We start from the raw sequence: 21,143 nt of genomic DNA, 5'->3' as shown, positions 1-21,143 counted from the left end.
NCACGGCCCAGCGTCCCGTCCTCCAGGACGACTTCGACCTCGACGGTGGGATTGCCACGCGAGTCAAGGATCTCGCGGGCTCCGACAGCCTCGATGGACGGCACGGCTAGGACCTCCGAATGCGACGACTCGAACGCGACGACACGATGGCACCGAACGGACCGCCGCGAACCGGCGCCCAGCGAGCACCCGCGCCGGACCCCGCAGCACGCCCGACGGCGTGGCGGACCCAATACCGCGGGACGAGCGGGGCCGTCCGGACGAACCGGTCGGTGCGAGACTACCGTCGCCGCTCCCAAGGGGCGGCGCTGATCCCGGCGCGTCGCGGAAGGTTCCGGCGAGGCCCCGCCACGCGACCGGCCCTGGCCGGCCAGCCAGCCCCGACGCGGGCAACGCGGTGTCACGCATCCCACAGCCCCGCGGGCCGCGACCCGCCGCGGCCCCGGGCACCCAGGTGGGGCCGGGCAAGCGCCCGGCCCACAGCCGACCTGCCGGCCATCGTGAGGTTTCCGCGGAACCGTCCCGCCAGCCCGATCGATCATGGTGTTCCCGCGCCAGGCGCGCCTGTCCAACTCCCTCGGACGCGGCAGCGGCCTGCCCCGTACGACCCACGGCCGCCGGCCGGACGCCCCCAGCCGGATGCCGCCGGCCGGATGCCGCCGGCCGGATGCCCCCAGCCGGACGCCGCCAGCCGGACGCCGCCGGTTCGCGGCCTGCCGGCAGCTGCCCCCCGGCAAGCCCGGTTCCGGCCAGATCGAGGCCAGATCGTGCCGAGGCTTCGGTACGGTTTTCAGGCCAAAAACCGTACATACCCCTCGGCACGATTCTGTGCACAGAAGATTACGGAAAGGCGCGACAGCGGCGGCCCAGTAGCAGGGACGCCGAGCCCGCCCGGTAACCCCGTACCCGTCGCCCGATCAGACCGCAGGGCCACGGACCACCGTGGACCGAGTCCCCTAGCCGATGCGCCCGAGCGGCGGCATCATCAGCGGCCCGCCGACGGGCAGGCCGAGCCGCGCGGCCAGCGGCGCCCAGGGTCCCCAGCCGGCGGCGAACCCACCGAGCCCGCCAGCACCACCGAACGCCCCGGAACCACCGAGCCCGACGGAACCACCGAGCCCGACGGAACCGAGGAGCCCGCCCGCACCACCGAACGCCCCGGAACCACCGAGCCCGGATCCAGCGCCGAGCAGGGCGGCCAGGCCGCCGGCCAGGATCCCCGGCCGGGCCGTCGCGGCGGCGCCGCGGTCCTCGCTGGACTTCGGCGTCCGGACCCGTTCCAGCACCGACGGCTTGGGCGCCAGCCGCACCCGCGGCGTGTCCCCCGCGGGCAGCCCGGCCCGCGTCCAGGCCAGCCTGAGCGCGTCCGTCAGCCCGCCGAGCTCGTCGACCAAGCCGTAGGCGTGGGCGTCGGCCCCCGTCCACACCCGGCCCCGGGCCAGCTCGTGCACCTGCTCCCGGGTCAGCCGTCGGGCCGCGGCCACCTTGTCGACGAAGTCCGCGTAGACGCGGTCGAGGAACTCCTCCAGCTTCTCCCGCTCACCCACGGTGAACGGACGCCGCGGCGACATCATCAGAGCGTGCTCGCCCTCGGCGACCGCCCCGAACCCCACCCCGACCTTGTCGAGCAGCTCCCGGACCACCTGCTTACCGGCGAACACCCCGATGGACCCGGTCAGCGTGCCCGGATTGGCGACGATGAGGTCCGCGGCCAGGGAGACGAAGTAGCCGCCCGACGCGGCGACGTCCCCCATCGACACGACGAGCGGGCGGCCACTGGCCCGGAACCGCTCGGCCTCCCGGCGCACCAGGTCCGAGGCGACGTAGGAACCCCCCGGGCTGTTCACCCGGAACACCGCCGCCGCCACATCCTCGTCGCGCGCGGCGGCCCGGAATGCCGCCGCGGCGGCCTCCGCGGCGAGCACCGGGCTGGCGAACGGCCCCGGGCTGCCCTGCCCGAGGATGACCTGGCCGGTGCCGTGGATGAGCGCGACGACCGACCGGCGGGGGTCGCGATGCGGTGCGGTGGCCGACGGCGCCAGCGGGACGCCCTGGGTGTCCACGGTGGCGCCGTCGTCGAGCGCCCCGGCGTGCCCCCCCGCCGAGCCTGTGCCGGCGTCGGCGGACCGGCGCTGCGGCGTGGGTGAGGTCTCGCGCAGGAAGAAGGCACCCGGACCCCGCGCGGTGAGGGTCGCGACCCGCCGCACCGGCGACTTCTCCCGCCGTTCGGCGAGTCGGCGGTACGCCGTGGCGTACATCAGCACCGGCTCGGCGCCTGCGTCCCCGGCCGCGGTCGCAGCCGCGCCGCCCGGCAGGCCGGCGGCGGCGGCGAGGTCGGTGTCCGCCGTGGGGGCGAGGTCGGCGTCAGCCGCGCCGACGACGGGGGACCCGCCGACGACCGGGGACCCGCTTCCCGCGGGGGACCCGCCAGCCGCCGGAGACCCGCCGCCCGCCGACGAGCGCCGGACCCGGGCCCGCGCGGCCGCGTACACCTCGTCGCGGTAGCCGAGGCGGTCGACGAGCCCCACGTCGAGGGCGACGGTGCCGGCCAGCGGGCCGAGGTCGATCAGCCGGCGGACGCGGTCGGCCGGTATCCGGCGGCCCTCGGCGATGCCCGCCACCACCTGCTCCGAGCTGGACTCGATGATCCGGCTCACCGCCTCCAGGTGCGCCGGCGTGAAGTCCCGCTCGACGAGCGTGTTGACCGCGTTCTTGTATTCGTAGCGCTGGCCGATCTCGACCGCGACGCCGAGCCGGTCCAGCGCGCCGCGCAGGAACGGCGTCTCCATCCCCAGGCCGGTCAGCCCGCAGTCCCCGGACGGGGCCAACCAGATCTCGTCGAACGCGCAGGCGAGGTAGTACGGGCCCGTGCCGCCGCCGAACTCGCCGAACGTGTCCGCGTAGGCGATGGCGGTGCCGCCGGCGGCCCGGAAGGCGCCGATCGCCGCTCGGATCTCCTGGATGCGGGCCAGCGGCGTCCCGGCGGCGCCGATGTGCGCGACCACCACCGACACCCGCGGGTCCTCGGTGGCGTAGCGCAAAGCCTCCACCAGATCGCGCAGCGTGGTGCGGCGGTGGGCGAGGGCGAGGGNGACCGGGTCGTTGGGAACGCCTTCGAGCGGATCGACCGTCAGATCGAGTTCCAGGACGATCGGAGCCGTCCGCCGCGCCGCGATCTGGCGGACGTCGGCCAGCGCCTTACGTGGGGTGGCAGCCATGGTCAGAGGCTAGTACCACCGACCGTCCCGGTTCCGCGGTCGTATCAACCTCACGGTCGTCCTACCGTCACCCATCCGGCGTAACGCGGTCACCCGAGCGGGCCGGGGCGACCCAGAGTTCCCGCCAGCGCGCGCCGGGCAGCACCCCCGGGGCGGCGCCGTCCACCCGGGCCGCACGCTCGGCGGCGGCTAGCCGGTCCCGGAAACGCCGCGCCGACGTGCGCAGGGCCCGCTCCGGGTCGACCCGGGCCGCGCGCGCGAGCGCGACGGCGGCGACGAGCAGATCGCCGAGAACGTCGTCGGCGGCCACGTCCGGCCGGCCGAGTGCCGCGACAGCGTCGGCCGCGATCGCCGCGACCCGCTCGCCGGCCTCGGCTACCCCGCCGGACCCCGCCAGCCCACCAGCCGCAGCCAACCCGCCGGCCGCAGCCACCTCACCGGCCGCAGCCGACCCGCCGGCCGCAGCCGACCCGCCGGCCGCAGCCAACGCGCCGCCCGTCTCCTCGGTGACCCCGGCTAGCGCGAGGTCCGCCGGCACGCCGATCCCGCCGGCGCGCTTGAGCAGCTTGGCCGCGAGCGTCAGCGCCGGCTGGGACAGCGCCACCCCTTCGGTCACCGAGGCGCGGCCCTTCTCCTCCGCCTTGATCGCCTCCCAGTTGACGGCGACGTTCGCCGACCCGTCGACGACCACATCGGCGAACACGTGCGGGTGCCGCCGGATCAGCTTCGCGACCAGCCCCGCCGCCACATCGTCGACGTCCCAGCCGTCGCCCGCGCGCTCGGCGGCGATCCGGGCGTGGAAGAGCACCTGCATGAGCACGTCGCCGAGCTCCTCGCGCAGCTCGGCGAGGTCACCGTCCTCGATCGCCTGGTACGCCTCGTAGGTCTCCTCGATCAGGTAGGGAGCGAGGGACTCGTGGGTCTGCTCGGCGTCCCACGGGCAGCCACCCGGGGAGCGCAGCCGGTCCATCACGGCCACGGCGTCGAGCAGGATGGACCCGGGCAGCTCCGCCGTGCCGGCGAGGGTGTCCACCACGACGCCGACGGCGGGCAGCGCGGCCGCACCGGCGCCGGCCGGCGAACGGGGCTGAACGAGACGGTCGAGCACCCGGTCGAGCGGCGTCGGCGCGGACGGGTCCGGCAGCCAGGCGACCTCGGTCGCCGCCGGATCGGGCAGGCCGGCCCGCAGGAAGGCAGCCAGCTCAACCCCCGCCGGATCGACCCCCGCCGGATCGACCGCGGGCGGGTGGCCGTCGACGACGACGACGGTCGCGCCGGCGGCGCGCAGGGCGGCGAGCTGCGGGTGGGCCGGGGTGGCGGTCAGCACGGGCACGCGGCGCATCAGGTCCCACGCCGGCGCGGTGAGGACGCCCGGCGCGACCCGCGGGCTGGTGACGACCACGGTGATCCGCAGCAGCATGACCTCATCCACTCGCTTCGGCTGGTCGGGGACGGGACTGGGCGGTCAGGACTGGGCGGTCAGGTCCACCGTGGGGGTGGGCGCGGGCCGGCTGGCGATCGATCCATCCGCGGCAATCACGGCGAACTGGCCGGTGTTCCAGGTGCCGAACCGCGGGTTGATCGAGATCGGGTCCTTCTTCTCGGCCTGCGCGAGGACGGGCCGCAGCTTCGCGGAGCGCTCCTGGCTGACGATGAAGCGGGCCAGGTACGGCTTCGCCTGTGCGTAGGTGAGCGGGATCCGGCCGACCTGGTCGACGATGCTGTTGTACTGCTCCCGGGTCTCCGCCTCGGTGGCGAGCAGGTGCGGGCTGACCCGGTCGCTCAGCGCCGACTCCAGCGCGCCGGAGCGCACGATGACGGAGACGTCGCGCGGCGCGAACCCCGCGGCGGCCGCCCGCTGCTCGAACGCCTGCACGCTGCCGAACTGGAGGATGGCGTACGCCTGGTAGTAGGAGGCGACGTCGCCGGAGCTGAGCGTGACGCCACGCCGGTCGGCCTCGTCGGAGAGCAGTTGAAGCTGCACGAGGGTGGTCAGCGTGCGGCGTTGGAGGTCGAGGCGGTTGAGGGCGCTCGACGCGGTCTGCCCGGACTGTGAGACCGGGACGCCGTCGGCGGCCGCGAGCCCGCGATCGACGATGCCGCGTAGCTGCGAGGTCTCGATGGACTGCGATCCGACCTGGGCGGCGGCTCCGGCATGCGTCGTGCAGGCCGTCCCGGCGGTCCCCACGAGCACGACAAACCCGACGCCGGCCAGGAGGCGGGAGAGCTTCACGACTCCAGACGCTATCCGCTCGCGTGTGGCGAAGCACACCTCACCCGCCCGACACCGCCGAATTCCCCGCCCCGCCGCCCGACGAAACCCGTCCCGACCGCCGCTCAGCCAGCGGCCGCCGCGGCGACCGAATCGCCGGCGACGGCGGTCAGGAGCTGACCGGCCCACGCGAGCAGCACCCGGTCCCGCAGCGGCCGGGAGCCGATGCGGCCGGTCTCCGTCGGGGCCGGCACCAGCACGATCCGCACCGCGGGCTTCACCACCGCGCCCTTGTACAGGCGGGTCAGCCGCAGGGTCTGGCTCTCCCGCAGCTCCAGCGGCGCGAAGCGGATCTGCCGGCCGGCGGCGGTGATCTCGGTGACGCCGAAGCGGCGCGCGAGCACCCGCAGGCCGGCGACGGCGAGCAGGTTCTCCACCGGCTCGGGCACCGGGCCGAACCGGTCCACCAGCTCCCCGCGCACCTCGTCGATGTCGGCGTCGGTGACGGCGCCGGCGAGACGGCGGTAGGCGTCCAGGCGCAGCCGCTCGCTGGGCACGTAGTCGTGCGGCAGGCTCGCGTCGACGGGGAGCTCCACCTTGACCTCCGGTGGCTCCTCCACCTTGTCCTTGCGGTATTCGGCGACTGCCTCGCCGACCATCCGCACGTACATGTCGAAGCCGACCGAGGCGATGTGCCCGGACTGCTCCCCGCCGAGCAGGTTGCCGGCGCCGCGGATCTCCAGGTCCTTCATGGCCACGGCCATGCCGGCACCGAGGTCGTTGTGCTGGGCGATGGTGGCGAGCCGGTCATGGGCGGTCTCGGTCAGCGGCTTGTCCGGCGGGTACAGGAAGTACGCGTACGCGCGGTCACGGCCCCGGCCGACCCGGCCGCGCAACTGGTGGAGCTGGGACAGGCCGAACACGTCGGCCCGTTCGACGACGAGGGTGTTGGCGTTGGAGATGTCCAGCCCCGACTCGACGATCGTCGTGCAGACCAGGACGTCGAACTTCTTCTCCCAGAAGGAGACCATCACCTGTTCGAGGGCGTCCTCGTTCATCTGGCCGTGCGCGGTGGCGATGCGCGCCTCGGGGACCAGCTCACGCAGTCGAGCGGCGGCCCGGTCGATCGACTCCACCCGGTTGTGGATGAAGAAGACCTGCCCCTCCCGCAGCAGCTCCCGGCGGATCGCGGCCGCGACCTGCCGGGTGTCGTAGGGGGCGACGGAGGTGAGCACCGGGTGGCGCTCCTCCGGCGGGGTGTCGATGGTCGACAGCTCCCGGATGCCGGTGATCGACATCTCCAGGGTGCGCGGGATCGGGGTGGCGCTCATCGTGAGCACGTCCACCGCCGTGCGCATCTTCTTGAGCTGCTCCTTGTGCTCGACGCCGAAGCGCTGCTCCTCGTCGACGATCACGAGCCCCAGGTCCTTGAACCGGTTCTCCCCCGACAGCAGCCGGTGGGTGCCGATCACGACGTCGACGGTGCCGTCGGCGAGGCCCTCCTGGACCGCCTTCTGCTCGCCGGCCGAGTTGAACCGGCTCATCGCCTTCACGATGACGGGGAACGCCGCGTACCGCTCGGAGAACGTCTGGAAGTGCTGCTGGACCAGCAGCGTCGTCGGGACCAGCACGGCGACCTGCTTGCCGTCCTGGACGGCCTTGAACGCCGCTCGCACGGCGATCTCGGTCTTGCCGTAGCCGACGTCGCCGCAGATCACCCGGTCCATCGGGACGGGCTTCTCCATGTCGGCCTTGACCTCGTCGATCGCGGCCAACTGGTCGGGGGTCTCCCGGAAGGGGAAGGCGTCCTCCAGCTCGCGCTGCCACGGGTTGTCCGGGGCGAAGGCGTGCCCGGGGGCGGCCATTCGAGCGCTGTAGAGCCGGATCAGCTCCCCGGCGATCTCCTTGACCGCCTTGCGGGCGCGGCTCTTGCGCTTGGCCCAGTCGGCGCCGCCGATGCGGTCCAGGCTCGGCGCGTCGCCGCCGACGTAGCGGGTGATCTGTTCGAGCTGGTCGGTGGGGACGTAGAGCCGGTCGCCCCGGGCGTACTCCAGCAGCAGGTACTCGCGCTTCGCCCCGGCGACGGTGCGGGTCACCATCTCGACGTAGCGACCGACGCCGTGCGCGTCGTGGACGACCATGTCGCCGGGGACCAGGGCAAGCGGGTCGATGCCCTTGCGCCGCCGGCTGGGCATCCTGCGCATGTCCTTGGTGGTGACCCCGCGGGCGCCGGCGATGTCGCTCTCGGTGAGAACCGCCAGGCGCAGCGTGTCGCTGGTGAAGCCGGTGACGAGCTGCCCGCGGGTCACCACGGCGACCCCGGNGGCGAGCTCGGCGTCCTCGGCGTAGCGGGCGCCGAGGTCGGCCTCCCGCAGCATCTCCACCAGGCGCTGGGCCGGGCCGTGCCCCTCGGTCACGAGCAGCACGCGCCACGACTCGGCCAGCCAGCCCTTGACGTCGGCGATGACGGCGGCGGTGTCGCCGTGGTAGAGCGGCGCCGGCCGCAGGCTCGCGACCACCGTGTCGTCGCCCTCGACGACGAGCCCGCCGGCCACCCCCGCCACCGCGTCGGCCTGGTCGGGGCCCGCAGCCTCGGCGCCGGTCGGGGCCGAGGTGAAGGGGGTGACCGACCACCAGGGCAGCCCGAGCGCACCGGCGTGCTCGCGGACCTCCGCGATGGAGCGGTAGGCCGCGGCGCCGAGGTCGATCGGCGCGCCGCCGCCGAGCGCCGCGACGCTCCAGGACGCCTCCAGGAACTCCTGGCTCGTGCGCACCAGCTCGCTCGCCCGCGAGCGGACCCGCTCCGGGTCGCAGACTAGGACGTGGGTGCCGGCGGGCAACTCGTCGAGCAGCAGCGACATCCCGTCGACGAGGACCGGGGCCAGCGCCTCCATGCCCTCCACGGGAATGCCGTTCGCGATCTTGTCGAGCATGTCCACGAGCTGGGGGTAGCGGGTGGCGAGCTCGGCGGCCCGGCCGCGGACGTCCGCGGTGAGCAGCAGCTCGCGGCACGGCGGCGCGAACAGCCCGCGCCCACCGGCGGCGGCCGGCTCGGAGTCGTCCTCCGGCAGCGCCCGCTGGTCGGCGACGGCGAACCGGCGGATGTCCTCCACCTCGTCGCCGAAGAACTCGACCCGCAGCGGGTGCTCCTCGGTCGGCGGGAAGACGTCGAGGATCCCGCCGCGCACGGCGATCTCGCCGCGCCGCTCCACCAGGTCCACCCGGTGGTAGGCCATGTCCACCAGCCGGGCGACCACGTCGTCGAGGTCGGCGGTGTCGCCCGCCGTGAGGCTGACCGGGGCGAGCTCGCCGAGCCCGGCGACCTGGGGCTGGAGCACGGAACGAACCGGCGCGACGACGACCCGCAGCGGCGGGCGACCGGTGCTCGCCGGATAGGCCAGCCGACGCAGCACGGCCAGGCGCTGGCCCACCGTGTCCGCCCGGGGGGACAGCCGCTCGTGGGGCAGCGTCTCCCAGCTCGGGAAGACGGCCACCACGTCGGGACCGAGCAGGTCGGCCAGCGCGGCGGCCAGGTCCTCGGCCTCGCGGCCGGTGGCCACCACGGCGAGGACGGGACGCCCGGCTCCGTGGGCGGCGGCGAGGGCGGCGGCGGCGAAGGGTCGCAGGGCGGCCGGACCGGCGAGGTCGAGCGCGGGTTCGCCCGCCGCGCCGATCGCCCGCCCCAGGGCAGGATCGCCGCCCGGCCGGGCGATCAATGCGTCGAGCAGCGGCGCGAGAGTCATGGTTGCGTCCGGTGTGCCTCTCGGAAACGAGCGGAACGGAACAGGCGTGGAGCAGACGCCGCGGCACGAAAACCGCCGCCGCGGAACACGACGACCTGGCGCAACGGGGCCCACCACGGCCCGGACCCGCTCGCCCGAGGGGCCGGCCCGCCGCCCGACCCGCCCCCGGAGATGACCCGGGCGGTCGGCCGGCACCGGCCCGACCCCGTCGGCACAGACGATATGACCAGCCTACGACACCGATGCCCGCCCCCACCGCCGCGCCGACCGTGCGCCGCTGACGGCATCCCGCCCCCGCAGCCCGCCCGCACCTGCCCCCGCATCCACACCCGCACCCACCCCGCACCTACACCCGCACCACTGCGGACCTGCGCCGACGCTCGTCGCCGGCGGCCGGGGGGAGGGCGGCGGACGGGCCGGTAGGGCCGAGCGCGCCCGGCCGGCCGGCCGGTCGACGTACAGTCGACTGCCTGGCGTCCAGTCCGGCCGCCCGATACCTACGCTGACGTTAGGGTCGAGTTGTCCAGCATGCGCCGCAACGTTTCGAGATCGGACGCGGCCCGCGGCGACGTCTATCAGATCGGGGACGTCGCCGAGCGGGTCGGCCTCTCGCTGCGAACAGTCCGCTACTACGAAGAAGCGGGCCTGCTCATGCCGGTGGGGCGCACCGTCGGTGGGTTCCGCCTCTACGACGTGGATGCGATCGAGCGGCTGCTGCTCATCAGGAAGATGAAGCCGCTGGGCTTCACCCTGGAGGAGATGCGTTCCCTGCTGATCCTGCGCGACGAGCTGGCCACGCCCGGCCTGGCCGCGGACGCCCGCGCCGCGTTGCAGGAGCGGCTTGGCACCTGGGTGCTACTCGCCGAGGAGAAACTTGCGACGCTGCGGGAGCAGGTGAGCGTGGCGGAGTCCTTCGTCGGCGGGCTACACGACGATGCGGAGCGCACCGGCGGCGACGCAGTGTGACCCGCCGCCGGCTCGACGCCCCGCGTGGCCAGGAGGGGACACGCGGGGCGCCCATGGCGGAGCCTCAGCCCCAGAGCCGCTGGTAGACGGCCGCCGAGGCCGGATTGAGATCGGGATTCACCAGCGAGGAACGGACGTTGCCCTCCTCCGCGTCGGGGAAATACGCCTCGTAGGCGAGGATGTCGGCGTTGCGCGAGAACGTCTCGTACATCTTCTCCATGTAGGCGGGGTTATCCCCGCCGGCGGCGCCGCCCCGCCCGGCCTTCGTGCCCTGCTGGCTGACCACTCCCCACTCGGGCACCGAGAACAGCTTGTGGTGGGTCCGCGCGAAGGTGATGACCTGGCAGAGCCCCGCGTCACCGTTGCACTGGTTGTCGAAGTCGGCGTAGGTGGGGCTGGGCGGGTACTGGTCGTAACTGTCGATGCCGATGACGTCGACGTACTGGTCGCCGGGGTACAGGTCGAACGCGCCGACCGGCGTGGTCGACCCGTGGGCGTTGAGGTTCCAGTCGATACGGACCTTCGGGCTGGTCGCCCTGATCGCCGAAGAGGCGTTGCGGAAGCACTGGATCCACTGCTGTGGATCCGTCGCCGACCAGGCGAACCACAGGCCGTTGAACTCCCAGCCCAGCCGGACGAACGAGTCGCCCCGGCCCATGTTCACCAACCAGCGCCCGAACTGCCGCCACTTGGCGTCGTAGTTGCCCGCCGCGCAGTCGGCGAGGTTGCCCTTCTCCGGCCCCGAGTCGGGGAAGAGCGGCTGGGTGATCACCCAGGTGCCGGCGTACCCGGAGAAGGTCGACGCGCTTCGCCCCATCCACGGGTTCGTGACGTCGCTCCAACTCGACCGGTCGGTGTACATCACGATGACGTCATTGGGCCGGCCGCGGAACCTCGCCCAGGCATTCGCCTGGGCCAGGGTGTGCGCGGCGACGCCGGTCGGGAACAGCCCGGTGGTCGCGGCCCGCTGGACCTGCGGGACGGCGGCCGCCGGCACCCCGCTCTGGGTGGGCCGGGCCGCGGTGCCCGGCTGCCCGGTCGGCGACGCGCCCTGCCCCGCGGTGGTGGCGATCGGGTCGGATCCCCCGTCGCTGCCGGAGGGCACCAGCAGCAGCGCCGTCACCGCGACCAGGGTCAGCACCGCCGCGACCGAGACCGCGATGACGGGCAGGTGCGGGAGGCGGCTGGCGTTCCCGCCCCAGTGGGCGGTGATCCACGAGGCCGCCCGGGCCCCCCGCCCGGAGGCCGGCGCCGCGCGGTCGTCGGACCGGCCGGTGTGGCGGGCGCCGCCCCTGGCAGTCCGGGCAGCCTCGGCCGCACGCGCCGAGCCGATCTCGTCGGACCAGACCTCGTCGTCGGTCCAGGCGGCCCGGCCGCCCCGCCCCGCCCCGCGCTTCTCTGCCGCGCCGCGACCCGAGCCGGCCTGACCCGAGCCGGCCTGACCCGAGCCGGCTAGGGCCGAGCCCGACCGGCCTGCTCGAATCCGCTCCGGCGCGATTCGACCTGGTCCGGCCCGATCCAACGCGACCCGATCCGGTGCCCCACGGCCCGGCGCCCCACGGTCCGATCCCCGGTCCGGCCGGACTCGGTCCGACCGAACCCGGTCAGCCGCACCCCGGTCAGACACACCCCGGTCCGGCACAGCCCGGTCCGACACAGCCCGGTCAGACACAGCCCGGTCCGACGCAGGCCGGTCCGACCCGCCCCGATCGCTTCCGGTCCGATCCGAGCCGCCCCGGGCCAGGCCGGTCCGGGGGGCCCAGCCCTCGGCCTGCCGGCCTCCGGGACCGGTTCCGGCCCGGTCCGTCCGCGGGCGCAAGCCGTCCCCGCCATGGCCACGGGTGGCCGCGGGGCCGTCTGCGGGGGCACCGAAGGCGGGACCGGACGGCTGTGACGGCGCCCACCGGCCGCCGCTGCGAGGATCATCGGCCAGCCAGGCGTCGCGGGCGGCGGACCAGGCGCCGGTGCGCGGTATCCCCTGGGCGGACCCATGGTCGTCCCATCTCCCGGGGCGATGATCGTCCTGGTCCGCGGCGTCGCGGCGACGACCGTCGCCTGGCGGGGCGCCGGTCTCGGACCAGCGCAGGACGCCCGTCTCGTCCGCCGGGTGCGCGCCATGGGGTGGCGTCCGCACCGGCGGGGTCGGGAGCGCATGGTCCGGCGGCGGGGACGAGGGCGGGTCCGCCCGATCGTCGCCCGGCCACCCGGGGTCATCGCCGCGCGCACCGGGCCGGCGGATCTGGAACAGCGCCGTGCCCTCGTCCCAGCCGGACGGGAGGGTGGGGTTCACCGGCCGCCCGGCCGAAGGCCGACCGTTCACCAGGACGGCCCGCTCGGAGAGCGGATTGGTCGGCGCGTCGAGGGGCGGATCGGCCGGTGGCTCCCTTGGCGGATCGGTCGGCGCACCGATCGGGGCAGCAGCCGGGGCGCCGACCCGCGGGGCCGCCGGCGGACCCACCGACAGCCCGGTGCCGGGCGACCCCGCGCGGGCCGATGAGTCGCCCGGACGGGACTCGACGGACCACAGGTCGCCCGGACGGGAGTCGACGGACCACAGGTCGCCCGGATGGGACTCGACGGACTCGGGGTCAGGCGGACGGGAGCCGGGCAGGCGGAGGTCGGGCGGCCGGGCTGCGGGCAGCCGGGGGCCGGGTGGGCGGGTGCCGGGCAGCCGAGGTTCGGCGGGTCGGTCCGCACCGCCCGCAGACCGGTCACCGTCGCCGGCCGTCCTCGCCCCCCTCGCGGGAACGGTCATGGACGGAGGGAGGAGCACCACCGGCGGCGTCCGGCGCCGGCGCCCGGAACGGCCGTTGCCCGTCCGGTGGTCCGCGCGAGCGCCGCCGGCGTCCCCGTCGGGCGACTGAGCCCCGCCGGAGGAGCCGTCACGGCCGGCGCGGTGAGGTTCGGTGGCGCGGCGTCGGTCGACCCGGTGTCCGCGCTGCCCGCCGTCCTCGTCGACTTCGGCGGACGGTGGCGCAACCCGCTCTCGGTCGCCGGCCGAAGGTTCATCCGACCAGGAGCGCCCACGCACCCGCATCACCCCAGATCGTGCTCTGTGCCCCATCGAAACATCTCGGCGTAGCCGGCGCGCAACTCTCACCCGGGGTGAGAATTCCTCCGCCCGGCCGACCTGCCAGAAGATTCGTCGGCACCGGCAACGCCACGAGCCGAGGCTCTTTCACCAATCCAGTAGTGACGGACGAACCGTAACAACAACGCGCGAAGAGCGATGTCGGCGGCCTCGGCCTATCACGGACAGCAACGATCATCCGCATCGGCACCAAACCCCTTCCGCTCCGTGGGAAGCAGCCGGCAGCCGGCGACCGCCGGCAGGCCGGACGCCCGCGTCATCGCGGGATCCACCAGTCAGGACGCGGTACCGACCGGGCGCGTTGCCGGTCCTGCGAAGATCTGGCACTCTTGACCATTCATTCGCCACGAAGGTGGGCCGCGGGGTGCCGTCTGTCCTGGCCGCGCCCGCCGGCCGTCGAGCCGGTCAAGGGCGGCCCGGCGGGCCGGCGAGCGGCGCGGTGCATGACGCCGGCGAGCGACCTGACCAGCGGAAACGAGTCCCGGCGGCGCTCTGGGGAAACGGCGTTCGCGGGGGCAGCGCGAGGTGCGCCCGGCGGCGGCGTGGCGGGAATCTCGCGGGGGCGGCGCCACCCGGTACGCAGACCACGTGCGGGGCGGGCGTCGACGACGCGGCGCCAAGCGCGCGGGGAAGGCTACGCCCCGACATGACCCGGTTGTCGGGCTTGCCCGTCGGGCGGCGTCGTCGCGCGGGTCTGCACCGGCTTGGAGGGACTCCCCCAGCAGGCAGAGGACCGTGCGGTACCGTTGCGACGGCAGTGCCGGGGGGCGCCGATGAAGGCGGTCCGTCGCCGGTATCCACCGAGAAGTGGCAGAGGGGGATCACGCGTCCGCGCGCGCCAGGAGCGCGGGCGAGCGAGCGATGTCCTCACGCGCGGGAGCGTGCCATTCCGCGCACCGGGAACGACCGGCGGCTGTCCCCGTCGGCCCCGGCATCGGTCGGCGAGTGGCAGCAGGCCGTTACGGGTCACCCGGAATGCACCGCGGTCCAGCGAGGACCATGCCATCAACCCCCGCCCCACCGAGCCCGACCGGGGCATGAGCACGGGAGACGCAAGCCTTGAGCATCGAAAGCGCCAGGACCACCGAAATCCCCGACGCTGCCGACATCCCGGTCGTCATCCTCTGCGGCGGGATGGGTACCCGGCTGCGGGAGGCCAGCGAAAAGCTGCCGAAGCCGCTGGTGGACATCGGCGGCAAGCCGGTGCTGTGGCACATCATGAAGACGTATGAACACTACGGCTTTCGCAAGTTCGTGCTCTGCCTCGGCTACAAGAGCGACCTGATCAAGAACTACTTCCTGGCCTACCGGGCGCAGGTCGCCGACTTCACCCTCACGCTCTCCGACGACCACACGCCCCAGTTCCACAACGCGGTGGGCGACGAGAAGTGGGAGGTCACCTTCGCGGAGACCGGCCTGCTCACCGGCACCGGCGCCCGCCTGCGCCGAGTCGCCCAGTACCTGACCGGCCCGCGGTTCATGCTCACCTACGGCGACGGCGTCGGCGCGATCGACGTCGGCGCCGTGCTGTCCGACCACGTGGAATCCGGCCGCCTCGGCACCGTCACCGGCGTCCGGCCGTCGAGCCGCTACGGCGAGCTGGAGACCGATGGCAACGCGGTCACGCTGTTCGCCGAGAAGCCGCCGCAGACCGGCTGGGTGAGCGGCGGGTACTTCGTCTTCGAACGCGAGTTCATCGACAAGTACCTCGACGACGACCCGGCGCTGCTGCTGGAGCGCCACCCGCTGCAGCAGCTCGCCCGGGACGGCCAGCTCACCCTGCACAACCACGACGGGTTCTGGATGGGCATGGACACCTTCCGGGACTGGACCGAGCTCAACCAGCTCTGGGACTCCGGGTCCGCGCCGTGGCGCGTCTGGGCCGACTGAGAATTCCGGACGGATCCGCGACGATGACCGAATCCGCGAGCGTGGCCGGGACCACCGGCCACGTCGGCGACCGCGACGGTACCGCGCTCCCGGCCGATCCTGGCCGCTGGCTGCACGATCTGGTCGCCGACCTGCTGCCGCCCATGCGCAGCATCACCGGCGAGGGCGTGCGCGCGACGCTGCGCACCGTCGCGCGCGCGCTCGGCCCCGACGTGCCGCTCACCGTGCACGAGGTGCCCAGCGGCACGCCGGTGCTGGACTGGACCGTCCCCCGGGAGTGGAACGTCGGCTCGGCCCGGCTGATCGGCCCCGACGGCAAGACCGTCGTCGACGCCGCCGACAACCCGCTGCACCTGCTGGGTTACAGCACGCCGGTGCGCGCCCGGATGACCCTCGACGAGCTGCGCCCGCACCTGTTCTCGATGCCCGACCGACCGGACTGGGTCCCCTACCGGACGTCGTACTACAACGAGAACTGGGGCTTCTGCCTGACCGACCGGCACCTCGGCGCGCTGCCCGCCGGCGAGTACGAGGTCGAGATCGACACGACGCTCACCGACGGCTCGCTGACCTACGGCGAGATCGTGCTGCCGGGCGAGACGTCCGACGAGTTTCTGATCACCACGCACACCTGCCATCCGGCGATGGCCAACGACAACTGCTCGGGCATCGCCACGGCGACCCTGCTGGCACGGGCGCTGGCCGCCGGGCCGCGGCGGCACACGTTCCGGCTGCTGTTCATCCCGGGGACGATCGGCTCGATCACCTGGCTGGCCCGCAACCGGGACACCGTCGGCCGCATCCGGCACGGGCTGGTCCTGACCGGCCTCGGTGACCGCAGCGACCCGACCTACAAGCGCAGTCGCCGGGGTGACGCCGCCGTCGACCGGGCCGCCGCGGTGGCGCTGGCCGAGACCGAGCGGCCGCACCGGATCGTCGAGTTCTCCCCCTACGGCTACGACGAGCGGCAGTTCTGCTCGCCCGGCTTCGACCTGCCCGTCGGCCGGTTCGGCCGGGGTCAGCACGGCGAGTATCCGCAGTACCACACCTCGGCCGACGACCTTGAGTTCGTCACGCCCGAGTCGCTCGCCGACTCGTTCGCGATCCTGCGGCGCACGATCGAGATCTGCGAGCGGGACCGGACCTGGCGCAACACCGCCCCGTACGGCGAGCCGCAGCTCGGCCGGCGCGGCCTGTACCGGGCCATCGGCGCGACGATGAATCGCCAGGCCATCGAGATGGGCCTGCTGTGGGTGCTCAACCTCGCCGACGGCACCCGCAGCCTGCTCGACATCGCCGAGCGCGCGGGGCTGCCGTTCGACACGGTCGCCGAGGCCGCGGACGCGCTGGCTGGCGTCGACCTGCTCGCCGAGACGGGCGCCGGCCCCGGGGGAGCGACCGGTGGATGATCTTGCCGGCAGTCCAGGTAGCCCAGGCGGNCCAGGCAGCTCAGGCCGGTCCGGGCGGCCGGGGCGGGGCGGCAACTCCGGGCCGGTCTGGACGATCGTGCTCGCGGGCGGCGGCGGCACCCGCTTCGGCGGGCCGAAGCAGTTCTTCGACCTCGGCGGCGAGCCGCTGCTCGCCCACCCGGTCGCGGCGGCCCGCGCGGCCAGCGACGGCATCGTCGTGGTCGTGCCCGCGGGAACGGCCGGAAGCTGGTCGGCCCCGCCCGGCGTCCGGCAGGTGACCGGCGGCGCCACCCGGGCCGAGTCGGTCCGGGCCGGCCTCGCCGCCGTTCACGCGGACGCCGGCGTCATCGTGATCACCGATGCCGCTCACCCGCTGGCCACCCCCGCCCTCTACCGGCGCGTCGTCGACGAGGTCCGGGCCGGGGCCGACGCCGCCGTGCCCGGCCTGCCACTCACCGAAGTCGTCAAAGAGATCCGGGTCGCCGACGAGATCCGGAGCGCCGACGAGATCCGGAGCGCCGACGAGATCCGGCCGGCGGCGGGCGGGCTCGGTCCCTCCCCCAGGCTGGTCGCGGGGGCATCCCTGCCGCGGGAGACCCATCGGCTGGTGCAGACGCCGCACGCGTTCCGGGCGGACCTGCTGCGCTCCGTGCATGCAGGCGCCCACGAGGCGGTGGAGGACTCGGCGATGGTCGCCGAGGCCGGCGGCCTGGTTGTCGTCGTACCAGGCGAACCCGCCAACATCCATGTCACGACGCCGGACGAACTCGCCATGGCCCGGCTGCTGCTCACCCACGTCCGTTCCGAGGGGGAATCCGATGAGTTCGGTACTGGTCGAGTCCACGCTGTCCGATGACGAGCGACGGGCCAAGCTTTACCAGGGCGACCTGTTCGTCTATGCACCCAGGCCGGCGACCCGCGAGTTCGTCGAGTTCAGCCGCGCACTGATCCGGGAGGCGTTCGGCAGCCTCGACCCGGAGACGGCGCAGTACCACATGCCCGTCGAGGAGTACGCCGCCCTGCTCGCGGAGCTCAAGCCACGGTTCATCCACCATCCGACCTGCAAGGAGCTGCTGCCGGCGATCCTCGCCGAGCATGGCGCCGACCCGTCGAAGACCTACTTCGACGTGCCGCGGCTGCGGACCTCGACGTCGGACGACTACCTGACCTCCGGCATCGCCTACGCCTTCCATCCGCACCGCGACACCTGGTACTCGGCGCCGTTCTGCCAGCTCAACTGGTGGATGCCGATCTTCGACATCGTCCCGGAGAACGGCCTGGCCTTCCACCCGCGCTACTTCAGCCAGGGCGTGAAGAACGGTTCCCGCGACTACGACTACTACGAGTGGAACGCCAAGAGCCGGGCGGACGCGGCGAAGCACATCAAGTCCGACACCCGCAAGCAGCCCAAGCCGGAGGAGGAGGTGGAGATCTTCCCGCAGACCCGGGTGGTCGCGCCGTCCGGCGGCATGCTGATCTTCTCCGCGGCGCAGTTGCACTCGTCGGTGCCGAACAACTCCGGGCGCACCCGGTTCAGCATGGACTTCCGCACGGTGCACTTCGACGACGTCATCAACCACGTCGGGGCGCCGAACGTCGACTCCGAGTGCACCGGCACCACGATGCGGGACTACCTGCGCGGCACGGACCTCACCCGCATCCCCGAGGACATCTGCCTCAGCTACGACACCGCGCCCCCGCGGGAGGACGCCGTGCTGGTGTTCTCCCAGGCGTCGAGCGCGTGACGGCCGGATCCGCGGGCGGCCCGGCGGCGGACGCGGTTCCGCTCGCCGGGCACGTCGCCGTCGTGACGGGCGCGTCCAGCGGCATCGGCCGCGCCACCGCGTTGCGCCTGGCCGCCGACGGCGCCACCGTGCTCGCCCTCGGCCGCGACCAGGCCCGGCTCGACGGCCTCGGCAAGGAGGCGACCGGGCCGGGCACGCTGCTGCCGGTCCGGCTCGACCTGACCGACGACGCGGCCGTCACCGACTTCGTCGCCGAGGTCACCGTCCGCCATGGCCGGGTCGACCACCTGGTGCACAGCGCCGGGGCCTACGCCAGTGCCCGGGTGGACGCGGCCTCGCTGGCCGACCTGGACGCGCAGTACCTCGCGAACGTCCGGGCGCCCTACGCGCTGACCCAGCGGCTGCTGCCCGCGCTGCGGGTCGCGGGGGCCGACGGCGGCGCCGACATCGTCTTCATCAACTCCACGCAGGGCATTCGCGCGGGCGCGGGAGCGGGCCAGTTCGCCGCGACCCAGCACGCCATGCGCGNCTTCGCCGACAGTCTGCGCCAGGAGATCAACGCCGACGGGATCCGGGTCGCCACGATCCACCTCGGCCGCACGGCCACCCCACGCCAGGAGACGATCTACGCCCGAGAGGGCCGAGAGTACGCGCCGGCGCTGCTCATCCAGGCCGACGACGTCGCCGACCTCGTCGACTACCTCATTCGGCTCCCACCCACCGCCGAGATCACCGAGCTGCACCTGCGCCCCGCGAAGAAGAGCTACTGACCCGCCGCCGCAGCGCCGCCCCCCGCCCCACCAGAAGGTGGTGTGCGGGGGAGCGGCTCCCGCTGTCTCTTCCACAGGGATAAATCGGACGCCGACCCCGGTGGAAGAACCATGGAGGCCCTCAGCGGGGTGGTGTGGTCGGTGGCGGCGGCGCGCCGAAGAGGGCTCGGTAGCGCTGGGCGGCGCGGGGGTTGCTCGGGGGGTCGACCAGCGAGGACTGGACGTTGCCCGCATCGGTCGCGGTGAAGTACGCCTCGTAGGCGAGGTTCGCCCGGTTCGCCTGGAACAGCTCGTACATCTTCTGGACATAGAACGGGTTGTCCGCGCCGCCGCCCGCCGAGCGGACGACACCCCATTCCGGCACGGCGAACTGCTTGCCATGCTCGCGCGCGAACCGGGCGACCGTGCAGGCGCCCGAGTCCAGGTTGCACTGGGCGTCGAAGGTCGCGCGGGTGAAGGACGGCGGGTAGGAATCGTAGGCGTCGATGCTGACGACGTCGACGAACGCGTCACCGGGATAGGCGGCCCAGACATTGTCGCCGCCCGGCATCGAGTCCCGGTGGGNCGAGATGTTCCAGTCGATGCGGACGCCGGGCGAGGTCGAGCGGATCGCGGTCACCGCCCGCTGGAAGCAGGTCCGCCAGGTGGCGGTGTCGCGCGGGTACCACCAGAACCAGTCGCCGTTGAACTCCCAGCCGAGCCGGACGTAGGCGTCCGGTCGGCCGTTGCGTACCAGCGTCCGCCCGAACGTCGCCCAGTTGGCGTCGTAGTCGCCGCGGGCACAGGCGGCCTCGTTGCCGTCCTTCGGGAACAGCGGTTGAGCGATGGACACCTTCCCGGCGTAGGCGTCCGGGCGGAGCCCCGACAGCGGCCAGTCGTCGGCGACAATCTTCCGCCAGTTGTCACGGACGGTGAATACGACGGCGACGTCGGTCCGGCGGCCGAGCCAGCGTTCCCACGCGGCCAGGTCGTGGGGCGGGTTGGCGTTGGCGCCCGAGGGCCAGGCGACGCCGCCCGCCGGCGGGGCGGGCGGCCTCGAAACCTCACCGCCGCCGCCACCATCGCCACCGCCGCCGAGCACGACCAGCCCGACGGCACCGAGCACGGCCACGAGGATCGCCGCGAGGCCGGTGACGGCCAACGCCCGTCCGCGGCGTGACGGCGGCAGACGCCACCGCGATCCGCCCGAGCCGCCGGCTCCGCCAGACCCGCCCGAGCCGCCGACCCCACCGGACGGACCGACCCCGCCGGACGCGTCGTCGGGCTGGTCGGGCTGGTCGGGCCAGAGTGTCAAGCCGGACAGCTCGGGGTCCGTGGACGCGCCAGAGTCCACGGACCCCGAGGTCCGGATGCCCGGCAGCGGCATGGTGCCGGTGTCGGCACCGGGCCAGCCGGGCCCGCCACCCCCCTTGATCGAGACGGCGCGGGTCGGCGAGGTGCCGCCCCGCTGCGGACCGAACCGGTCGGACGGGGGCGGACGCCCTCCCGGCACGATGCCGGAATAGCGCACGTTACACCTCCACGCTGAGGACAGATCGTCGCCAGGCGCCGGAACGACCGGACGTCATCACGACAGCAATGAACGACCGACCCCGCCGCACAGGTACGAGAACAGGCTTCGGCCGCGGCCGATAACGCCGCCCTGATACGAGGAACGCGGGCCTTCACCCAGGGAGTTCCCAGGCCGGAGAACTTCTCCGACCGCAGCCGTCCGGGCGGCCCGGGCCATTATTCACCCGACGGCGCCAGGTTCCCGGAAGACACCACGAGGACGACTGCGGGCGGTGACGGACGGGCGACCGTACGCCCCGGGAATTGACCGAAGACCACGGTGGGAGGCGTCCGATCGGCGCCGGTTAGACTTGCCGACGGTGCCGTCCACGCACGGCCCACCGGGCCGCCATGCGGGGTCACCCGGCTGTCGTCCGCAGCGTTCGCCGCCGCCCACCCGGCCGCGGCGCGCCCGCCGACCGAGAACGGGGGACGGGAAACCAGTGGTAACCACCACCCTCACGACCAGGATTCCGCGGTCGTGGGTGATCCCGACCCAGGAGGCGGGCAGCGGCCGGACGGCCAACGACGCGACGCTGCGGCTGCTC

Annotated in this window: 10 protein-coding genes and 6 pseudogenes; 7 read left to right on the top strand and 9 right to left on the bottom strand. The window is 73.9% G+C overall.

Annotation, left to right across the window (positions count from 1 at the left end; translation table 11 throughout):
• Nucleotide 1: 1 nt before the first annotated feature.
• The 6 genes and pseudogenes from UK82_RS35450 to UK82_RS35440 form a co-directional block, all read right to left on the bottom strand.
• Nucleotides 2–104 (bottom strand): hypothetical protein (locus UK82_RS35450; protein WP_236705489.1); only part of this gene is annotated, 103 nt, incomplete at its 3' end.
• Nucleotides 105–956: 852 nt separating this feature from the next.
• A pseudogene (gene sppA / locus UK82_RS03590) lies at nucleotides 957–3,091 on the bottom strand (signal peptide peptidase SppA); the annotation flags it as partial.
• 194 nt (nucleotides 3,092–3,285) lie between these two features.
• Entirely contained in the window at nucleotides 3,286–4,638 is a 1,353-nt protein-coding gene (locus tag UK82_RS03585) for a nucleoside triphosphate pyrophosphohydrolase (RefSeq protein ID WP_055406356.1), read from the bottom strand.
• 45 nt (nucleotides 4,639–4,683) lie between these two features.
• On the bottom strand, nucleotides 4,684–5,451 hold the full coding sequence (locus UK82_RS03580) for a SurA N-terminal domain-containing protein (protein WP_055406289.1): 768 nt from the start codon (nucleotides 5,449–5,451) through the stop codon (nucleotides 4,684–4,686).
• 104 nt (nucleotides 5,452–5,555) lie between these two features.
• Nucleotides 5,556–7,753 (bottom strand): annotated as a pseudogene (mfd, locus tag UK82_RS35445) (transcription-repair coupling factor); the annotation flags it as partial.
• Between the two features lies 1 nt (nucleotide 7,754).
• Nucleotides 7,755–9,173 (bottom strand): annotated as a pseudogene (locus UK82_RS35440) (transcription-repair coupling factor); the annotation flags it as partial.
• A gap of 528 nt (nucleotides 9,174–9,701) precedes the next feature.
• On the opposite strand from UK82_RS35440, the gene UK82_RS03570 reads away from it, so the two are divergent.
• Nucleotides 9,702–10,139, top strand: a complete 438-nt coding sequence (locus UK82_RS03570) for a MerR family transcriptional regulator (protein ID WP_055406287.1) — start codon at nucleotides 9,702–9,704, stop codon at nucleotides 10,137–10,139.
• 64 nt (nucleotides 10,140–10,203) lie between these two features.
• Here UK82_RS03570 and UK82_RS35435 read toward each other — a convergent pair whose 3' ends face one another.
• Nucleotides 10,204–11,661, bottom strand: a complete 1,458-nt coding sequence (locus UK82_RS35435) for a glycoside hydrolase family 26 protein (RefSeq protein WP_236705464.1) — start codon at nucleotides 11,659–11,661, stop codon at nucleotides 10,204–10,206.
• A 2,628-nt stretch (nucleotides 11,662–14,289) separates the two neighbouring features.
• Here UK82_RS35435 and UK82_RS03560 point away from each other — a divergent pair.
• The 6 genes and pseudogenes from UK82_RS03560 to UK82_RS35430 form a co-directional block, all read left to right on the top strand.
• Nucleotides 14,290–15,120, top strand: coding sequence for a sugar phosphate nucleotidyltransferase (locus UK82_RS03560; protein ID WP_044883391.1), 831 nt, complete (start codon nucleotides 14,290–14,292; stop codon nucleotides 15,118–15,120).
• A 23-nt stretch (nucleotides 15,121–15,143) separates the two neighbouring features.
• Entirely contained in the window at nucleotides 15,144–16,529 is a 1,386-nt protein-coding gene (locus UK82_RS03555; protein ID WP_055406286.1) for a DUF4910 domain-containing protein, read from the top strand.
• 31 nt (nucleotides 16,530–16,560) lie between these two features.
• On the top strand, nucleotides 16,561–17,385 hold an 825-nt coding region (locus UK82_RS03550), incomplete at its 5' end, for a 2-C-methyl-D-erythritol 4-phosphate cytidylyltransferase (RefSeq protein WP_396230441.1).
• Nucleotides 17,348–18,274: a hypothetical protein gene (locus UK82_RS03545; protein WP_044883389.1), complete on the top strand. Its 927-nt coding sequence runs from the start codon at nucleotides 17,348–17,350 to the stop codon at nucleotides 18,272–18,274. The genes UK82_RS03550 and UK82_RS03545, both read left to right, overlap by 38 nt.
• Nucleotides 18,271–18,802 (top strand): annotated as a pseudogene (locus UK82_RS03540) (SDR family oxidoreductase); the annotation flags it as partial. The gene UK82_RS03545 and the pseudogene UK82_RS03540, both read left to right, overlap by 4 nt.
• Before the next feature lies 1 nt (nucleotide 18,803).
• A pseudogene (locus UK82_RS35430) lies at nucleotides 18,804–19,044 on the top strand (short-chain dehydrogenase); the annotation flags it as partial.
• A 121-nt stretch (nucleotides 19,045–19,165) separates the two neighbouring features.
• Here UK82_RS35430 and UK82_RS35425 read toward each other — a convergent pair.
• A pseudogene (locus tag UK82_RS35425) lies at nucleotides 19,166–19,608 on the bottom strand (beta-mannanase); the annotation flags it as partial.
• A 1-nt stretch (nucleotide 19,609) separates the two neighbouring features.
• On the bottom strand, nucleotides 19,610–20,554 hold a 945-nt coding region (locus tag UK82_RS03535; RefSeq protein WP_236705463.1), incomplete at its 3' end, for a beta-mannanase.
• Between the last annotated feature and the right edge of the window lie 589 nt (nucleotides 20,555–21,143).

Source organism: Frankia sp. ACN1ag (assembly GCF_001414035.1).
Lineage (GTDB): Bacteria > Actinomycetota > Actinomycetes > Frankiales > Frankiaceae > Frankia > Frankia torreyi.
This window is presented reverse-complemented; position numbering and strand designations above follow the sequence as displayed.